We start from the raw sequence: 14,816 nt of genomic DNA, 5'->3' as shown, positions 1-14,816 counted from the left end.
GACGCCACATGTGTCATGAGTGGATGGCGGGAAATCGTCGTGATGCTCAGAGATAGCTGAGCCACCAGTCCTTGCGTCGCCGCTTGATGTCGGCATACCAGCGACACAGCGGATACAGGGCAAGCACCACGACGCCCCACAGCAGGTAGATCACGGGCAGGCCAGCGGCCCAGCCCGCCGGCGCGGTAAACGGGAAGTGCCCCAGGTCCGGCGACCGGAACATGCCGTCGACGTGGCCGAAACGCAGGTAACAGGCGGCCACCGCCAGCAGGTGGATCAGGTAGAAATGCAGGACGTAGAAGAACAGCGGCACCTTGCCGATGGTCAATGCGGGGCGCAGCCAGCGGGGAGTGCCGACGTCGAACACGCGCAATAGCAGCAGGGCAGGGCCCAGTGTCATCAGCAGGAACAGCAGCGACGGCGGGTACTTGTTGGTATCGAGGAAGGACAGCAGCGTCCACAGCGGCGACTTCTGCACCGACCAGGGGAACGGGTCGCCGTACACGTTCAGCAGCCGCAGCAGCACGAAGCCCGCGACGAGTCCGGCGCCGAGCCGAAGCAGCAGTGCGCGGCGGCGCTCGTCGCTCCAGCGATACGCCTGTCCCAGCGTGTAACCCAGCGCGGTCACACCCAGCCAGGGAATCAGCGGATAGGCGATGAACACCCCATGTCGCGGAGTGTTGATCAGAAAGCCCGGCGCATGCAGCACCGACCACAAGGGGGCGAAATCGCCGAAGGCCGTTGCCGGAATGCCGTCGAGCAGGTTGTGGCCAGCCACCAGGATCACGCCGAACGCCACGATCGCCCGGTCCGGCAGATGGATCAGCCCGGCCAGCACGATCATCGACCATCCCAGTGCCCACAACACGGTGATGATGGTTACCTGATAGTCGAGATTGAACTGCAGCGCGAAACGCATCACGACCACTTCGAGGAACAGCAGCCACAAGCCGCGCGTGAGCAGGAAGCGCGACAGCTCGTTCCTCGACAGCCGTTGCAGCGCAAGACGGGCGCCGGTACCGGTGAGCAGGAAGAACACCGGTGCGCAGAAATGGGTGATCCAGCGGGTCAGGAAGAGCGGCGCCGTGGTGGTGGCCAGGTCGGTGGGATTGGCGCCGGGCGCGCCGAAGAAATCGTGCACGTGGTCCAGCGCCATGATCACGATGATGACGCCGCGCAGCAGGTCGACCGATTCGATGCGGAACCGGCCGGAAGGATGGTCGGAGCCCGCCCGGCCCCGGTTGTGCATCGTGGTGGTCGTCGCCATGGTCAGCCGCGCACGGCGGCTTCGATCGCGGCGATGTCGATCTTGCCCATCTCCATCATCGCCTCGAACGCGCGCCGCGCGACGGCGGGGTCGGGGTGGGTGACCGCGGCGATCAGCATGCGGGGGCTGATCTGCCAGGAAACTCCCCACTTGTCCTTGCACCAGCCACAGGCGCTGGCCTGGCCGCCGTTGTCGATGATCGCGTTCCACAGGCGATCGGTCTCGGCCTGGTCGTCGGTGGCCACCTGGAACGAGAAGGATTCGTTGTGCAGCATGCCCGGCCCGCCATTCAGGCCCAAGCAGGGGATGCCCATGACCGTGAAATCGACCATCAGCACATCGCCCTGCCTGCCGGCGGGATAATCGCCTGGCGCGTGATGGACCGCCCCCACGGAGCTGTCCGGGAAAGTGCTGGCATAGAACGTGGCGGCCTCGAGGGCAGCGCCGTCGTACCAGACGCAAATGGTGTTCTTGGCGAGCATGGGGTTCTCCTGGCTGAAGGTGGCGGGAATGCTTCCTTGCTGCGACGAACGAAGTGCAGGCGGATCGACAGCTCCGGGCCGCGGCATGTCCACGGTGAAAGTACGCGCCGACACGGGGCCGTGTCGCGTCCCGCCGGCCTCCGGCCCGGGGACCGGGCGCCGCAACACCGTCTTCATGGCGCGCACACACCCTTGCCAGCATCGTTGGCGCCGGCGCTGGCGCATGCCGGCAGTGAGGAGATGGACGGAGCAACCCCATGCAGACGAAGCGAGGCATTTCACTGGTCACCATCCTGGTCGTCCTGGCGATCCTGGCCGTGGTGGCGGCGTTCGCCATTCCCGCGTGGCACGACCGGGTCGCCCGTGGCCATATCGAGGAGGCCATGAAGGCCGCCGATGCACCCAAGCTGGTCGTCATGGAGGCCGCCACGACAAAGGGCGGCCTGGCCCATGTCACGCGGAGCGACCTCGCCTACAACGCCGGCCCACCCGGCGAATACGTCGACAAGCTCGAACTGGCGGATGGCGGCCGGATCACGCTGACCACGCGAAACACCGGCATCAAGCCCGACCCGGTGCTGGTCCTGCTGCCGGTGGAACCCGCCGCCGACAACGCCAACAGGACCATCAGCTGGACCTGCACCATGGTGGTCGGCAATCAGTCGGCGGCGCCGGGCGCGTGCGCCGGCACCGGGCAGACGGAAGCCGCACCGGCAGCGACCGCGCCTGCACCCGCGCCTGCGGCGACCAGCGGGCACTGAAGGCGCGGGCAACCAGGCCGCCGCACTGATGCAGGCGGCCCCGGCTCACGCAAGCTTCCGCCGAACGCCCATTGCAGCCGGTTCCGCCGCGCGCGATGCTTGCGCATCTTACAGCGTGGTTCGGAGTGAACCGGGGAGCGCAAGGTGCACGAGCATTCGGATACCTGGACGGCGGCGGACCTGCTGTCCTATGAGAAATACATCGAATCGACCACCGGCCTGGAGCGATTGAGCCGCGTGGCCACGGCGGACGAGGAGTGGGTGCTCAGCGACTGGGATGGCGAGCGCTACACGATCCGCTTCGACAAGAACTTCTCCAAGAAGCACCTGGCCACGTTCTCCAAGGACCGCGAGCGCACCGAGCGCGAGGCGTATTTCGAATGGCTGAACTCGGGCAAGACCCGTGAGGCCGGCGAGAACTGGCAGCGGGCCGAGCATGGCCTGATGAACCAGAAGATGAGGACGACGGCGGACAACCGCAACGTCGCCGACCTCTGCCGCTGCGGCCATCGCTTCAACAGGCACCCCGGCGCCGGCGCCTGCACCCAGGCCGGTTGCGGCTGCCCGCGATTCGTCACCACGTTTGCGGCCAGCCGCATCGTCCAGGGCAAGCCGGTGGAGGATCCGCTGGCCGGCATGAAGACGGCCCGCACCACCTTCATCGTGCTCAACTGGGTGCCGAAGGCCGACTTCGAGAGTGTCGTCGTGCAATCGATCCAGGCGCACGAGAAGCCGAGCGGCTGGAAGCGTGGCGATCCGCTGGCCAAGGCGGTCAATGACGAAGCGGTGCTGAAATGGGATTTCGGCGTTGCCCGCGTCGGCGCCGTGGTCCAGGCCCAGGCCGGCACCGATCCGGCGACCTGGGTCAGGAAGCAGGGCTGCTACATCAAGGCAAAGAAGATCGCCACCGACTGGGGCCGGCAGACCTGGCAGGTCTTCCACATGGAAAGCGGGCCGGCGCACCCGGCGTTCTGAGCGGTTCGGCGGCAGGATCGTGCCCGTCATCGACGGCTCGTTGACGACCCGCCGTGGAGGGCAGCGATGACGGAGCACGCCGCGTGAAGTCCTTTGGCAAGCCGCCGCAGGGCGAACGGCTGGAACGGCTGCATGAGCTGCCGATGTGGGACGGCGAACGCCTGCGCAACATCCATCCGGTCCTGCCGGGACTGCGCGATCCGGCTGCGCCGCGGCCCACGCTGCGGGATTTCTTCTGTGGCGACGAGAACCGCACGCCACCCGCGCCGCTGCCTGCGCGGGACCCGCGCAGCGGCTGGGCGAGAAAGCCGGCCAGCGGCTTGCGGGCTACCTGGCTGGGCCACTCCACCGTATTGCTGGAGATCGACGGTTTTCGGGTGCTCACCGATCCGGTGTGGGGACAGCGGGCCTCGCCCTTCACCCTGCTGGGGCCCAGGCGCTTCCAGCCGGTGCCGATCGGCTTGCGCGAGCTGCCGCCGATCGACGCCGTGGTGATTTCGCACGACCACTACGACCATCTGGACTATCCGACGATACGCGCGCTGGCGAAGTCGAAGGTTCCGTTCGTCACCTCGCTCGGGGTCGGCGCCCATCTCGAGAGCTGGGGCATCGCGCCGTCGCGCATCACCGAGCTGGTCTGGTGGCAAAGCCATCGCGTGCCTGGCACCGGGCTCACCGTCACCGCGGCGCCATCGCAGCATTTTTCCGGCCGTGGCCTGAAGGATCGCAACCAGACATTGTGGTCGTCGATGGTCATGGCCGGCGACCGGCATCGGGTGTTCTTCAGCGGCGACACCGGGCTCACCACCGAGTACGAAGCCATCCGCGACCGGCTCGGCCCGTTCGACCTGGTGATGCTCGAAGTGGGCGCGTTCCATCCGTCCTGGGGCGATATCCACCTGGGCCCCGCCAACGCGCTGGCGGCTCACCGCCTGCTTGGCGGCGGCGTGCTGATGCCGGTGCACTGGGGTACGTTTGCGCTGGCCACGCACGCCTGGGACGAACCCGTCGAGGATCTGCTGAAACTGGCCGACCCGCTTGGCGTCGGCCTGTTCCTGCCACGTCTGGGACAACCCGCCGAGCCTGCCGAACATCGCGAGGTGGAGTCGTGGTGGCGACACGGCGAACCCGTCGGGCAGCGACCCGCCGCCGAGGCGGAGCCCGAACCGGCTCTCGCCGAACGGGTGCGCGGCCAGTTGCCGTGGCCACTGGATTGAAGGGCAGGCACGCCGCGCCCGCCATGCCCCTGCCGACGCTGGCTACAACTGCATGTAGTGGTAGCCCTGTTGCTCATACACGACGGGCGCGGTGAGCGCCGACAGGGTGACGGTGACGGCTGGATCGAGCTCGTTGTCCTGGACGCCGTGTTCGGCCAGGGCCTGGCCGCAGACGAGCAGCTTGACGCCGGCCTTCTTCAGCGCGTGCAGGATTTCCAGATTCGGATTGCCCTGCTTCAGATATTTGCGCGAGGCGGCGTCGGTCAGGCCCGCGGCGCCCGCGCGTTGATCGAGCACCGCCACGATGTGCATGCGTTCCGGCGGTACCCCGGAGTAGGCCAGCAGGTTCACCAGTCGCGCCAGGCGCTCCAGCGAGGCATAGGGCTTGCCCTTGTCGGCGCCGGTGGAAATCACGTCGACGAGGATCTTGTAGTCGGCCGCGGGGTCGGGCTGGGCGTCGGCATCCGGGCGCGGATGCACGCCACCGAATTTCGGGATCAGCGGATACACCCAGGTCGTGGTGGGCGAGGTCCTGGCGGCAGCCGCGGCTGGCTCCGCAGCCTGCGCCGGCAGCGACATCGCCACCAGCGCCATGCAGGAAAGTACCCGGGCGAGCGAAAGCTGGATCTTCATGATTTTCCCCTTGCCGCGGGCTGCGGCTGGTCCATCATGCTAATCCCCTTGCGGCTCGCCGGGTAATCCGCGGCTCGACGTCGCCGACAGGGGCTGTCACCGGTTCAGCGGGATGGATGGTCAGTCGCCGTCCGCGCTGCTTTCATCACTCTCGCGGAGGCCGTTTTCGCGTGATGACTGCTGGTGCTTGACCGCGTACATGGCGCGGTCGGCCCGGGCCAGCAGGGCTTTCGCGTTGGCTCCATCGTCGGGAAAGCAGGCGATGCCGATGCTGGCGTCCAGCCGGAACAGGCCGTCGGGCAGGCTGAAGGGAACGGTGAGGCGTGCGCGCAGGCTTTCGGCTACCGCCCGGGCGGTTCGTGCGTCGCGACAGCCGGGCAGCAGGGCGACAAACTCGTCGCCACCGACCCGGGCCACCAGGTCACCCTGGCGAACACCCTGTTGCAGGCGTGCGGCCACCTCGCGCAACAGATGGTCGCCCGCATCGTGGCCGCCGCGATCGTTGACGTCCTTGAAGCCGTCGAGATCCAGGTACAGCACCGCCACTCCGTGACCGGTCTGCCTGGCGTGATCGATCGCGGACTGCAATTCGATGCGCAGGCGGTCGCGGTTGGCCAGTCCGGTCAGCGAATCGTGGTTGGCGCGGTGCTCCAGTTCACGCTCCAGGCGGCGCAGCTCGGTCACCTCGCGGCCGACGCCGATGCGCACGCCATGCTGGGGCAGCCAGCGCGCCGACCACTGGATGTCGACGCTGTGGCCGTCCTTGTGCAGGTAGCGGTTGCGGAAATGCAGCTGCAGCTGGCCCGCCATGACCTGCTCGGCCTGCGCCGCGGTGGCGGCGCGATCGTCGGGGTGAACCAGCTCGAAGATGCGCCGGCCCAGCACTTCCTCCGGGGTGTAGCCGAAGATGCGCTTGAAGCTCGCGTTGACGAACAGCAGATGTCCCTCGGTATCGACCACGCAGACGGCATCGGGCATCAGGTCGAGCACGTCGGCGAGTGGAGGAAGCGTCGGAATCATCTGCCTGCGGTGGTCGTCGGGTACGGTGGTGTGCGCAGAAGGGCGTCATCACCATCGTGCGTCCCGTCGCAAGCTATCAGAATCATCGTCCCTGTGGGTGAAGGCAGGGCGCAGGGGCCACGCGCATGGGGTCGGTAGCCACGGTCGGCACGATGGCTCCCGACCTCATCCGGCAAACGCGGACGGTTCCCGCCGGTGGTCAGCCCGGCAGGCTGACCACCGGCACGAAGCCGCCGAAGATCATGCGCTTGCCATCGAAGGGGCAGGCGCTGGCCGCTTCCATGCGCGGGTCCTGCATGAACTTTTCCATGCCGGCATCATGGGTGGCCTTGTCGGGCCACTCGACCCACGAAAACACCACTGCTTCATCGGCCTGCGCCTGCACGGCGCGGCGGAAATCGGTGAGCTTGCCATCGGGCACGTCCTCGCCCCAGCACTCCATCACCCGGGTGGCGCCGAATTCCAGGAAGATGCTGTCGAACGTGCGGGCGTGCTCGATGAATTGCGCGCGGTTGGCGTGGGGAACGGCGATCACGAAACCATCGATCCAGGACATGGTTGTCTCCTTGCGGGAATGGGGGCCGACAAGGCCGCCTTCACTTCAGCGACGAACCGGTGCTCGGACTATCGACACTGCGCGGCTTTCGTTGCAGCGTCGATATACTGGCCCGACCTTTGCCGGGAACGGGCTTCATGCGCAGTTTCGACGATACCAGCGGCAATCCATGGCAAGTCGCGGTGCTGGACGCGTCCTACGGCAACATGCTGCTGGTGTTCTCCCACGCCGGCGACCTGACCGTTCGCAAGACCGTCATGGCTGCGGAGAACCTTCGCCTGGCCGAGCAGCAGTTGCTGGACATGGACGAGGCACAGCTGCGTGAGCTGCTGGCCGAATCGGTGCCGTGGGACTAGCCAGGCAGGTGTGGGCAATCAGTCCGGAGTGTCCACCTCGACCAGCCGGCCGAGTTGCGCCAGCGATTCCTGCCAGCCGACGTAGCACTGCTCCAGCGGAATCACTTCGGGCAGGCCTTCCTGCACCACGTGCAGTTCGGTGCCGCAGGACACGGTCTTCAGGGTGATGGTCACCGTGATTTCACCGGGCAGGTGGGGATCGTCGAACTGGTCGGTGTAGCGGATGCGTTCGAACGGCGTGAGTTCGACATAGGTGCCGCCGAAGACGTGGCTGTGGCCGGTCGAGAAGTTGGTGAACGACATCTTGTAGCTGCCGCCGACGCGGGCATCCAGATGATGCACCCTGGCGGTGAAGCCGTTCGGCGGCAACCATTTGACCTTGGCCTCGGCATCGAGGAAGGCGCGATACACGCGCTCGGCCGGGGCGCGCAGTACCCGATGCAGGCGGACAGTGTTGGACATGGCGGTTTTCCTGGCTGGAGGAGTAGCCCTCATGGCTGCAACGAACGGGCTGGGTGGAAATCGACAGCCGGTGTCCGATGGGTTCATCGTTCCGGTGATTCGACATCGCGTCGCCGGCTGGCCTGACACCGGCCTTTTTGCAGTAGCCTGAAAAGCGGTCGCCGGGACACCGGCGATGGCCGGCACATTCCCGCGCAGCGATGAAAGGTGATCCCATGATCGACACTACCGTGGCAACCCCTCAGCATGGCCGACGGTGGCCGGAACCTGCCGGTGCACGGCCGGCGGTGACGGCATGAGCATGCGCGAGGTCGACATCGCCATCATCGGCTCCGGCACCGCGGGCATGTCGGCCTATCGCCAGGCACGCAAGCGCACCGACCGCATCGCGCTGATCGAAGGCGGCCCGTTCGGCACCACCTGCGCCCGGGTCGGCTGCATGCCCTCGAAGCTGCTGATCGCCGCGGCCGAGGCGCGGCATCGCCTGGCAGCGTTGTCCGCGTTCGGTATCGCCAGCGACGCCGGCGCGGTCGATGGTCGCGCGGTGATGAAGCGGGTGCGTGACGAACGCGATCGCTTCGTGGGCTTCGTGCTCGATGCGGTGGCGGGTTTCGACCCTGCCCACGTGCTGCGCGCGCACGCCGAATTCGAGGACCCGCATACGCTGAAGATGTCGCCAGCGATGGACGGCAGCGCGCCGCCGGTCGAGCGGGTCCGTGCCGGGCGCATCATCATCGCCACCGGTTCGCGACCGGCAATTCCCGCGGCGCTGCGGGCGGCGGGCGACCGGCTGATCATCAGCGACGACGTGTTCGACTGGCAGGACTTGCCCGGCTCGGTGGCCGTGTTTGGTGCCGGCGTGATCGGCCTGGAGCTGGGCCAGGCCCTGCATCGGCTGGGCGTCCGCGTGCACCTGTTCGGTCGCGACGGACGGATTGGCGCGATCAGCGATCCGGTGGTACGCGCCGAGGCGACGCGGCTGATCGCGGCGGAACTGCCACTCAGCCTGGACGCCGCCGACGTGCGCGTCGAGCGGGACGGCGAGGCGGTGGTCGTGCACTTCACCGACCCGGGCGGCGCGGCGAGCAGCGAGCGCTTCGACTACCTGCTGGCCGCCACCGGGCGCACGCCCAATGTCGAGATGCTGGCGCTGGAACGTTCCGGTCTCGAACTCGATGCCAGGGGGCTGCCGGTGTTCGATCCGCAGACCACCCGGGCCGGCGACAGCCATGTCTTCATCGCCGGTGATGCCGATGCCGACCGGGTGTTGTTGCACGAAGCGGCCGACGAGGGCCACCTGGCCGGCGAGCAGGCCGCGCGGTATCCGGCGGTCTACCGGCATACCCGGCGCACGCCGCTGGGCGTGGTGTTTTCCGATCCGCAGATCGGCTACGCCGGGCGACGGCATGCGCAACTGCTTGCCGACGGCGTCGCGTTCGCGGTGGGCGAGGTGTCCTTCGAGGGCCAGGGGCGTTCGCGGGTGATGCTGGTCAACCACGGCCTGCTGCGCGTGTATGGCGAGCAGGGCAGCGGCCTGCTGCTGGGCGCCGAGATGATCGGCCCGCAAAACGAGCACATCGCCCACCTGCTGGCCTGGGCGATCCAGGCGCGCATGACGGTGGCCGACGTGCTGCAGATGCCGTTCTACCATCCCACGATCGAGGAAGGCCTGCGCACCGCGTTGCGCGAGCTGCTCACCGCGCTGGGCATGGGCGCCGCGCCGCCGCTGCACTGCATCGACTGCGGACCGGGCGCCTAGGCCACGGAACCGGCGCGTGCCGGATGTATCCGGACGCCGGCTGAGGCACACTGCGCGTCGGCCGGCGATGGGGCCTGATCGGGAGACAACAGGTGGGCAAGGGCAGGCTGGAGGCATTCAGTGACGGCGTCATCGCCATCATCATCACCATCATGGTGCTGGAGCTGAAGGTGCCGCATGAAACCACGCTGGCGGGGCTTGGTCCGCTGGCGCCGGTGTTGCTCAGCTACGTGCTGAGCTTCGTCTATGTCGGCATCTACTGGAACAACCACCATCACATGCTGGCGATCACCCACCGGGTATCGGGCACGGTGCTGTGGGCGAACCTGCACCTGCTGTTCTGGCTGTCGCTGTTCCCGTTCACCACGGCATGGATGGGCGAAAACCACCTGGCCCAGGCGCCGACCGCCGTCTACGGCTTCGTCCTGCTGATGGCCGCGGTGGCCTACTGGATACTGGAGCAGGCGCTGATCGCGGTGGCGGGTCCGGATTCGGCATTGCGCGGAGCCATCGGCTACGACTGGAAGGGCAAGATCTCGCCGCTGCTCTATCTCGGCGGTGTTGCGCTGACGTTCTGGCGGCCCTGGGCGGCGCAGCTCCTCTATGCCCTGGCGGCGCTGCTCTGGCTGGTGCCGGATCGGCGCATCGAGAAGCTGGTTGCCCATTGAGCCCGCACACCTTTCAGCCGTCCATCGGGGGGGCGTCATCATGAACGCAGGAAGGCTTCTGATCGCGCTGCAGATGGTGGTGGCGCTGTGCGTCGCCAGTCCGCTTCGTGCAGCCACCCCCGACGCGGACGCCACCGCGATCCGGCAAGTCATGAACCGGCAGCAGGTGGCCTGGAACCGCGGCGACGTCGACGGTTTCATGCACGGCTACAAGGACGCGCCCGACACCACCTTCGTGGGCAGCAGCGTGCGCAAGGGCTACCGCGCGATCCTGGAAAGCTACCGCAAGCATTACGCCGGCAAGGCCCAGATGGGCGAGCTCACCTTCTCCGATCTCGACGTGCGCCTGCTGCCCGGACGCGATGGCGAGGTGCGTTATGCCGTGGTCACCGGTCGCTTCCACCTCGATCGCGCTGCCCATGGCGAGGTTGCCCAGGACGATGGCGTGTTCTCGCTGCTGTGGGAAAAGACCGCGGACGGCTGGAAGATCATTCTCGACCACACCAGCTGACGTCAGGGCTGATGCAGGAAGGCCAGTGAGGTGTCGCAGGGCGCGTCGACCTTCAGGCTCAGCAGCGAATCGGCGCGGGTGCGGCCGAGCGTGACGGCGGCGATCGGCTTGCCGGCGCGGGCGGCGGCATCGACGAAGCGGTAGCCCGAATAGACCATCAGCGACGATCCCACCACCAGCACGGCGTCCGCCGCCTGCCAGGCGCGCGCGGCGGCCTCCACCCGTTCGCGGGGCACTGCCTCGCCGAAGAACACCACGTCGGGTTTCAGGATGCCGCTGCAGTGCGGGCAGGGCGGAACCTCGAACCGGGTGAAGTCATGGCCTTCCAGGTCGGCGTCGCCGTCCGGTGCATCGCCGGCATCCAGCGACATCCATGCCGGATTGCGCTCCTCCAGCATCTGCTGGAACGCGTGGCGGCCCAGCCGTGCCTCGCAACCCATGCAGCGCACTTCGTCGAGGCGTCCGTGCAGGTCCAGCACGCGCTCGCTGCCGGCGTGCTGGTGCAGGCGATCCACGTTCTGCGTCACCAGCAGCTCGACCTGGCCGCGCCGCTCCAGCGCGACCAGCGCACGGTGGGTGGCATTGGGCAGCGCCCGCCCGAAACGCCGCCAGCCGACCAGGCTGCGCGCCCAGTAGCGCTGGCGAGTGGCCGGCTCATGCATGAAGGCGGCGTAGTTCACCGGCGGCGGCCGTTTCCACTGGCCGTCGCGATCGCGATAGTCGGGGATGCCCGAATCCGTGCTGCAGCCCGCGCCGGTCAGCACGAACAGGCGCGGGTGGTCGTCGATGAATTGCTGGAGCGGAGTCATGGCGCAGATATGGGTGCTGGCGGTACGGAAAAACAGGCGGCCTGCAGGGTGGGCTTGCCGTGCCGGGAAGCGCCGACGATGATGGCGATGGACTGTAGCGCGTCCGCCTTGCGGCGGGCAGGGTCACCGACACGGGGAGCAGGCACATGGATCACGCTGGAACGGATGAAGTCACCGCCGCCCGGGCGACGAAGCTTGACGATGATGCGTACAGGATGTGGCACGAAAAGCCCGCGGGGAAATTTGTGCTGGGCTTTTCCGTGTTCGTGCTGGCCGAAGTGCTGGTCTACGGAACCCTGCACTGGATCTTTCCGCTGATCTGAACCGGAAGCCAGTGAGCGACGCCAGGGCGGTGGTCGACCCGAGGCATCGGCGCGTTAGCATGGCCGGATGAAGCTCATCGCGATCGACTCCGCGTTCTCCTCGCCGTGGCGAGTGCCGGCCTGGCTGTTGGCATTGCTGCTGGTCGGCTGTGCCTCGCAGCCCGTGCAGAACGCGCGCAGCGCCGCGCAGGTGCGCAGCGAACTGTTGCGGCTGATCCCGGCCAGTGCCGACGATCGCGCCGGCTGGGCCACCGACATCCAGGTGGCGTTTTCCGCCCGGCAGATCGCGCCGAGCACGGCCAACCTGTGCGCGGTGCTGGCGGTGACCGAACAGGAGTCGGGGTTCAAGGTGGACCCGGTGGTGCCCGGACTGGGCCGGATCGCGCGCCAGGAAATCGACCGCCGCGCCGCGGCGAAGCACGTCCCCGGGTTCCTGGTGGATGCGGCGCTGTGGCTGAAGTCGCCCGACGGCCGGCGTTACGGCGAGCGGCTGTCGGCGGCGCGCACCGAGAAGCAATTGAGCGGGATCTTCCAGGACTTCATCGCCATGGTGCCGCTGGGCAGGCGGCTGTTCGGCGAGCTCAATCCCGTGCATACGGCCGGCCCGATGCAGGTGAGCATCGCGTTCGCCGAGGCGCATGCCCGGGACTATCCGTATCCGATCAAGGGCTCGATCCGCGACGAGGTGTTCAGCCGGCGCGGCGGCCTGTATTTCGGCATCACGCACCTGCTGGGATATCCGGCGGACTATCCCGCGCCGCTCTACCGCTTCGCCGATTTCAACGCCGGCTGGTACGCCAGCCGCAACGCCGCGTTCCAGCATGCAGTGAGCGTCGCCTCCGGCATCCCGCTGGCGCTGGACGGCGACCTGCTGTCGCCGGATGCCGGTTTCGGCGATCGCCCCGGAGCGACGGAACTGGCGGTGCGGACCCTGTCCGCACGGTTGGACATGAGCGACTCGGCGATCCATCGTGCACTGGCGCAGGGCGAGCAGGATGACTTCGCGGACAGCAAGCTCTACGCCCGCGTGTATGCGCTGGCCGAGGGCATCGAACACCAGCCGCTGCCGCGCGCGCAGCTGCCGGGCATCACCTTGAAGAGCCCGAAGATCACCCGCAAGCTCACCACCGCCTGGTTCGCCAGGCGTGTCGACCAGCGCTGGCAGCGCTGCATGCGGCGCGCCGGGAAGTCACCCGGATAACACAGGGCAGTGTCGGGCGAAGCCTTTGCGCGGCTTGAAGCATTCGCCCGACGTACCCACGTTCATGCGTTCCCCCAGCATGCAGGAGTGTCACGTGAGCAAGCTTGTCGACTTTCCGGTGACGGCGCGGTGGCCGGCCGCCCATCCCGAGCGCATCCAGCTGTATTCGCTCAACACGCCGAACGGAGTCAAGGCGTCGATCATGCTGGAGGAAACCGGCTTGCCGTACGAGCCGCACCTGGTCGACATCATCAACAACGAGAGCCACACGGCGGAATTCCTCGCGCTGAATCCGAACGGCAAGATTCCCGCGATCATCGATCCGGACGGCCCCGGCGGCGAACCGCTGGCGCTGTTCGAGTCGGGCGCGATCCTGCTGTACCTGGCGGACAAGACCGGCCAGTTCATCCCGGCCGATGCGGCGCGGCGCTGGGAGACGATCCAGTGGGTGTTCTTCCAGATGGCGTCGATCGGACCGATGTTCGGCCAGGTCGGCTTCTTCAACAAGTTCGCCGGCAAGAGCTACGAGGACAAGCGCCCGCTGCAGCGTTACGTCGACGAATCGAAGCGGCTGCTCGGCGTGCTCGACGCGCGGCTGGAGGGTCGCGACTGGATCATGGGCGAGGACTACACCATCGCCGACATCGCCACGCTGGGCTGGGTGAACAACCTGGTGACCTTCTACGAGGCGCGCGAACTGGTGGCGTTCGACAGCTTCGGGAATGTCTCGGCCTGGCTCGATCGCGGCCTGGCGCGGCCGGCCGTGCAGCGTGGCCTGACGATTCCGGGGCGGGCTTGAGGCCTGTCAGGATTTCGCCTCCCCGAAGGCCGCCGGGTGCCTGCCTGGCTGACTAGCCTCTGGCGTACCGGACCGCTGGCGTCCCATCACGAGGAGATCCGATGAATCGTCGAAACCTGTTGCAGGGCATCCTGCTGGGTGCGGCGGCGCTGCCGCTGCATCGCGTGGCATTCGCGATGCCGGCGGCGTCACCTGCCGTGGATGCCATCGCGGCACGTCTGGCGGCGCTGGAGCGCAAGCACGGCGGGCGACTGGGCGTGGCGATGCTGGATACCGGCAGCGGGCACCACGCCGGGCGCCGCATCGACGAGCGTTTCCTGATGTGCAGCACCTTCAAGCTGCTGGCAGCGGCTGCGGTGCTGGCGCGGGTGGATCAGGGGCGCGAGCAGCTGGATCGACGCATCATCTTCGGCAAGGACGTGCTGCTGGCGTGGGCGCCGGAAACGTCGCGCCACGTGGGCGCGCCTGGCATGACGGTCGGCGAGCTCTGCCAGGCCGCGATCACGGTGAGCGACAACACTGCCGCCAACCTGCTGCTGGCCAGCCTCGGCGGTCCCGCGGCGGTGACCGCGTTCGTGCGCACGCTGGGTGATCCGCTGACCCGGCTGGATCGCACCGAGCCCGAGCTCAACGTCGGCGGCCCGGGCGAGCTGCGCGACACCACCACGCCGCAGGCGATGCTGGGCGACCTGCGCGCCCTGCTGCTGGGTGATGCGCTTTCTGCCGCGTCACGCGCACGCCTGACCGGCTGGCTGCGTGCGTGCACCACGGGTTTGCACAAATTGCGCGGCGGCCTGCCATCGGGCTGGCAGGCGGGCGACAAGACCGGCAGCGGCGCGCAGGGGGAGAGCAACGACGTGGCGATCCTGTGGCCACCGCAGCGCGCGCCCGTGCTGGTCACCGCTTATTACGCACCCACATCGCCGGATGCCGACGTGGGTGCCCGCGTGCTGGCCGAGGTGGGCCGCATCGCGGCCAGCCTGTAAAAGAAGGCCATTCGGGCTGCCGTGACGGCGG

General features: G+C 67.8%; 18 protein-coding genes. 11 read left to right on the top strand and 7 right to left on the bottom strand.

What is annotated here, in order from left to right:
* Window positions 1-46: 46 nt before the first annotated feature.
* On the bottom strand, window positions 47-1,267 hold the full coding sequence (locus ABNK63_RS09595) for a heparan-alpha-glucosaminide N-acetyltransferase domain-containing protein (protein ID WP_007809177.1): 1,221 nt from the start codon (window positions 1,265-1,267) through the stop codon (window positions 47-49).
* Window positions 1,268-1,269: 2 nt separating this feature from the next.
* Entirely contained in the window at window positions 1,270-1,749 is a 480-nt protein-coding gene (locus ABNK63_RS09590) for a VOC family protein (RefSeq protein WP_007809175.1), read from the bottom strand.
* 257 nt (window positions 1,750-2,006) lie between these two features.
* Between ABNK63_RS09590 and ABNK63_RS09585 the strand changes: the two genes are divergently transcribed.
* From ABNK63_RS09585 to ABNK63_RS09575, 3 genes are all read left to right on the top strand, one after another.
* On the top strand, window positions 2,007-2,510 hold the full coding sequence (locus ABNK63_RS09585; protein WP_007809173.1) for a type II secretion system protein: 504 nt from the start codon (window positions 2,007-2,009) through the stop codon (window positions 2,508-2,510).
* Between the two features lie 144 nt (window positions 2,511-2,654).
* On the top strand, window positions 2,655-3,485 hold the full coding sequence (locus tag ABNK63_RS09580; protein WP_350015482.1) for a hypothetical protein: 831 nt from the start codon (window positions 2,655-2,657) through the stop codon (window positions 3,483-3,485).
* 83 nt (window positions 3,486-3,568) lie between these two features.
* On the top strand, window positions 3,569-4,702 hold the full coding sequence (locus ABNK63_RS09575) for an MBL fold metallo-hydrolase (RefSeq protein ID WP_007809169.1): 1,134 nt from the start codon (window positions 3,569-3,571) through the stop codon (window positions 4,700-4,702).
* Window positions 4,703-4,744: 42 nt separating this feature from the next.
* Here ABNK63_RS09575 and ABNK63_RS09570 read toward each other — a convergent pair whose 3' ends face one another.
* From ABNK63_RS09570 to ABNK63_RS09560, 3 genes are all read right to left on the bottom strand, one after another.
* A complete protein-coding gene (locus tag ABNK63_RS09570; RefSeq protein ID WP_007809168.1) occupies window positions 4,745-5,335 on the bottom strand; it encodes a DsrE family protein in 591 nt (196 codons plus the stop codon).
* Between the two features lie 120 nt (window positions 5,336-5,455).
* The gene (locus ABNK63_RS09565) at window positions 5,456-6,355 is read right to left on the bottom strand and encodes a sensor domain-containing diguanylate cyclase (protein WP_007809166.1); all 900 of its coding nucleotides are present in this window, start codon (window positions 6,353-6,355) and stop codon (window positions 5,456-5,458) included.
* Between the two features lie 199 nt (window positions 6,356-6,554).
* Window positions 6,555-6,911, bottom strand: a complete 357-nt coding sequence (locus tag ABNK63_RS09560) for a DUF1428 domain-containing protein (RefSeq protein WP_056764695.1) — start codon at window positions 6,909-6,911, stop codon at window positions 6,555-6,557.
* Between the two features lie 137 nt (window positions 6,912-7,048).
* On the opposite strand from ABNK63_RS09560, the gene ABNK63_RS09555 reads away from it, so the two are divergent.
* Window positions 7,049-7,267 (top strand): hypothetical protein, encoded by a 219-nt coding sequence (locus tag ABNK63_RS09555; RefSeq protein ID WP_350015481.1) that lies wholly within the window; start codon window positions 7,049-7,051, stop codon window positions 7,265-7,267.
* Between the two features lie 18 nt (window positions 7,268-7,285).
* Here ABNK63_RS09555 and ABNK63_RS09550 read toward each other — a convergent pair whose 3' ends face one another.
* Window positions 7,286-7,729, bottom strand: a complete 444-nt coding sequence (locus ABNK63_RS09550; protein ID WP_350015480.1) for an SRPBCC family protein — start codon at window positions 7,727-7,729, stop codon at window positions 7,286-7,288.
* Between the two features lie 295 nt (window positions 7,730-8,024).
* On the opposite strand from ABNK63_RS09550, the gene ABNK63_RS09545 reads away from it, so the two are divergent.
* From ABNK63_RS09545 to ABNK63_RS09535, 3 genes are all read left to right on the top strand, one after another.
* Window positions 8,025-9,488 carry a dihydrolipoyl dehydrogenase gene (locus ABNK63_RS09545; RefSeq protein ID WP_350015479.1) on the top strand — a complete coding sequence of 488 codons (1,464 nt, stop codon included), beginning with the start codon at window positions 8,025-8,027 and terminating at the stop codon, window positions 9,486-9,488.
* Between the two features lie 92 nt (window positions 9,489-9,580).
* Complete coding sequence (locus ABNK63_RS09540; RefSeq protein WP_350015478.1) at window positions 9,581-10,156, top strand: TMEM175 family protein; 576 nt, start codon at window positions 9,581-9,583, stop codon at window positions 10,154-10,156.
* 40 nt (window positions 10,157-10,196) lie between these two features.
* On the top strand, window positions 10,197-10,667 hold the full coding sequence (locus tag ABNK63_RS09535) for a nuclear transport factor 2 family protein (protein WP_350015477.1): 471 nt from the start codon (window positions 10,197-10,199) through the stop codon (window positions 10,665-10,667).
* Between the two features lie 2 nt (window positions 10,668-10,669).
* Here ABNK63_RS09535 and ABNK63_RS09530 read toward each other — a convergent pair whose 3' ends face one another.
* Window positions 10,670-11,476 (bottom strand): NAD-dependent protein deacetylase, encoded by an 807-nt coding sequence (locus tag ABNK63_RS09530; protein WP_350015476.1) that lies wholly within the window; start codon window positions 11,474-11,476, stop codon window positions 10,670-10,672.
* Window positions 11,477-11,622: 146 nt separating this feature from the next.
* On the opposite strand from ABNK63_RS09530, the gene ABNK63_RS09525 reads away from it, so the two are divergent.
* The 4 genes from ABNK63_RS09525 to bla all read left to right on the top strand — a co-directional run bounded on the left by ABNK63_RS09525 (window position 11,623) and on the right by bla (window position 14,785).
* Window positions 11,623-11,799, top strand: coding sequence for a hypothetical protein (locus ABNK63_RS09525; RefSeq protein WP_157582271.1), 177 nt, complete (start codon window positions 11,623-11,625; stop codon window positions 11,797-11,799).
* Window positions 11,800-11,866: 67 nt separating this feature from the next.
* Window positions 11,867-13,000 (top strand): DUF1615 domain-containing protein, encoded by a 1,134-nt coding sequence (locus ABNK63_RS09520; protein WP_350015475.1) that lies wholly within the window; start codon window positions 11,867-11,869, stop codon window positions 12,998-13,000.
* Between the two features lie 94 nt (window positions 13,001-13,094).
* The gene (locus ABNK63_RS09515; protein ID WP_350015474.1) at window positions 13,095-13,799 is read left to right on the top strand and encodes a glutathione S-transferase N-terminal domain-containing protein; all 705 of its coding nucleotides are present in this window, start codon (window positions 13,095-13,097) and stop codon (window positions 13,797-13,799) included.
* Window positions 13,800-13,900: 101 nt separating this feature from the next.
* Window positions 13,901-14,785, top strand: a complete 885-nt coding sequence (bla, locus tag ABNK63_RS09510) for a class A beta-lactamase (protein ID WP_350015473.1) — start codon at window positions 13,901-13,903, stop codon at window positions 14,783-14,785.
* Window positions 14,786-14,816 lie beyond the last annotated feature (31 nt).

Origin of the sequence: Rhodanobacter sp. IGA1.0 (assembly GCF_040208325.1) — a bacterium.
In the GTDB taxonomy this organism is placed as follows: Bacteria; Pseudomonadota; Gammaproteobacteria; order Xanthomonadales; family Rhodanobacteraceae; genus Rhodanobacter; species Rhodanobacter spathiphylli.
This window is presented reverse-complemented; position numbering and strand designations above follow the sequence as displayed.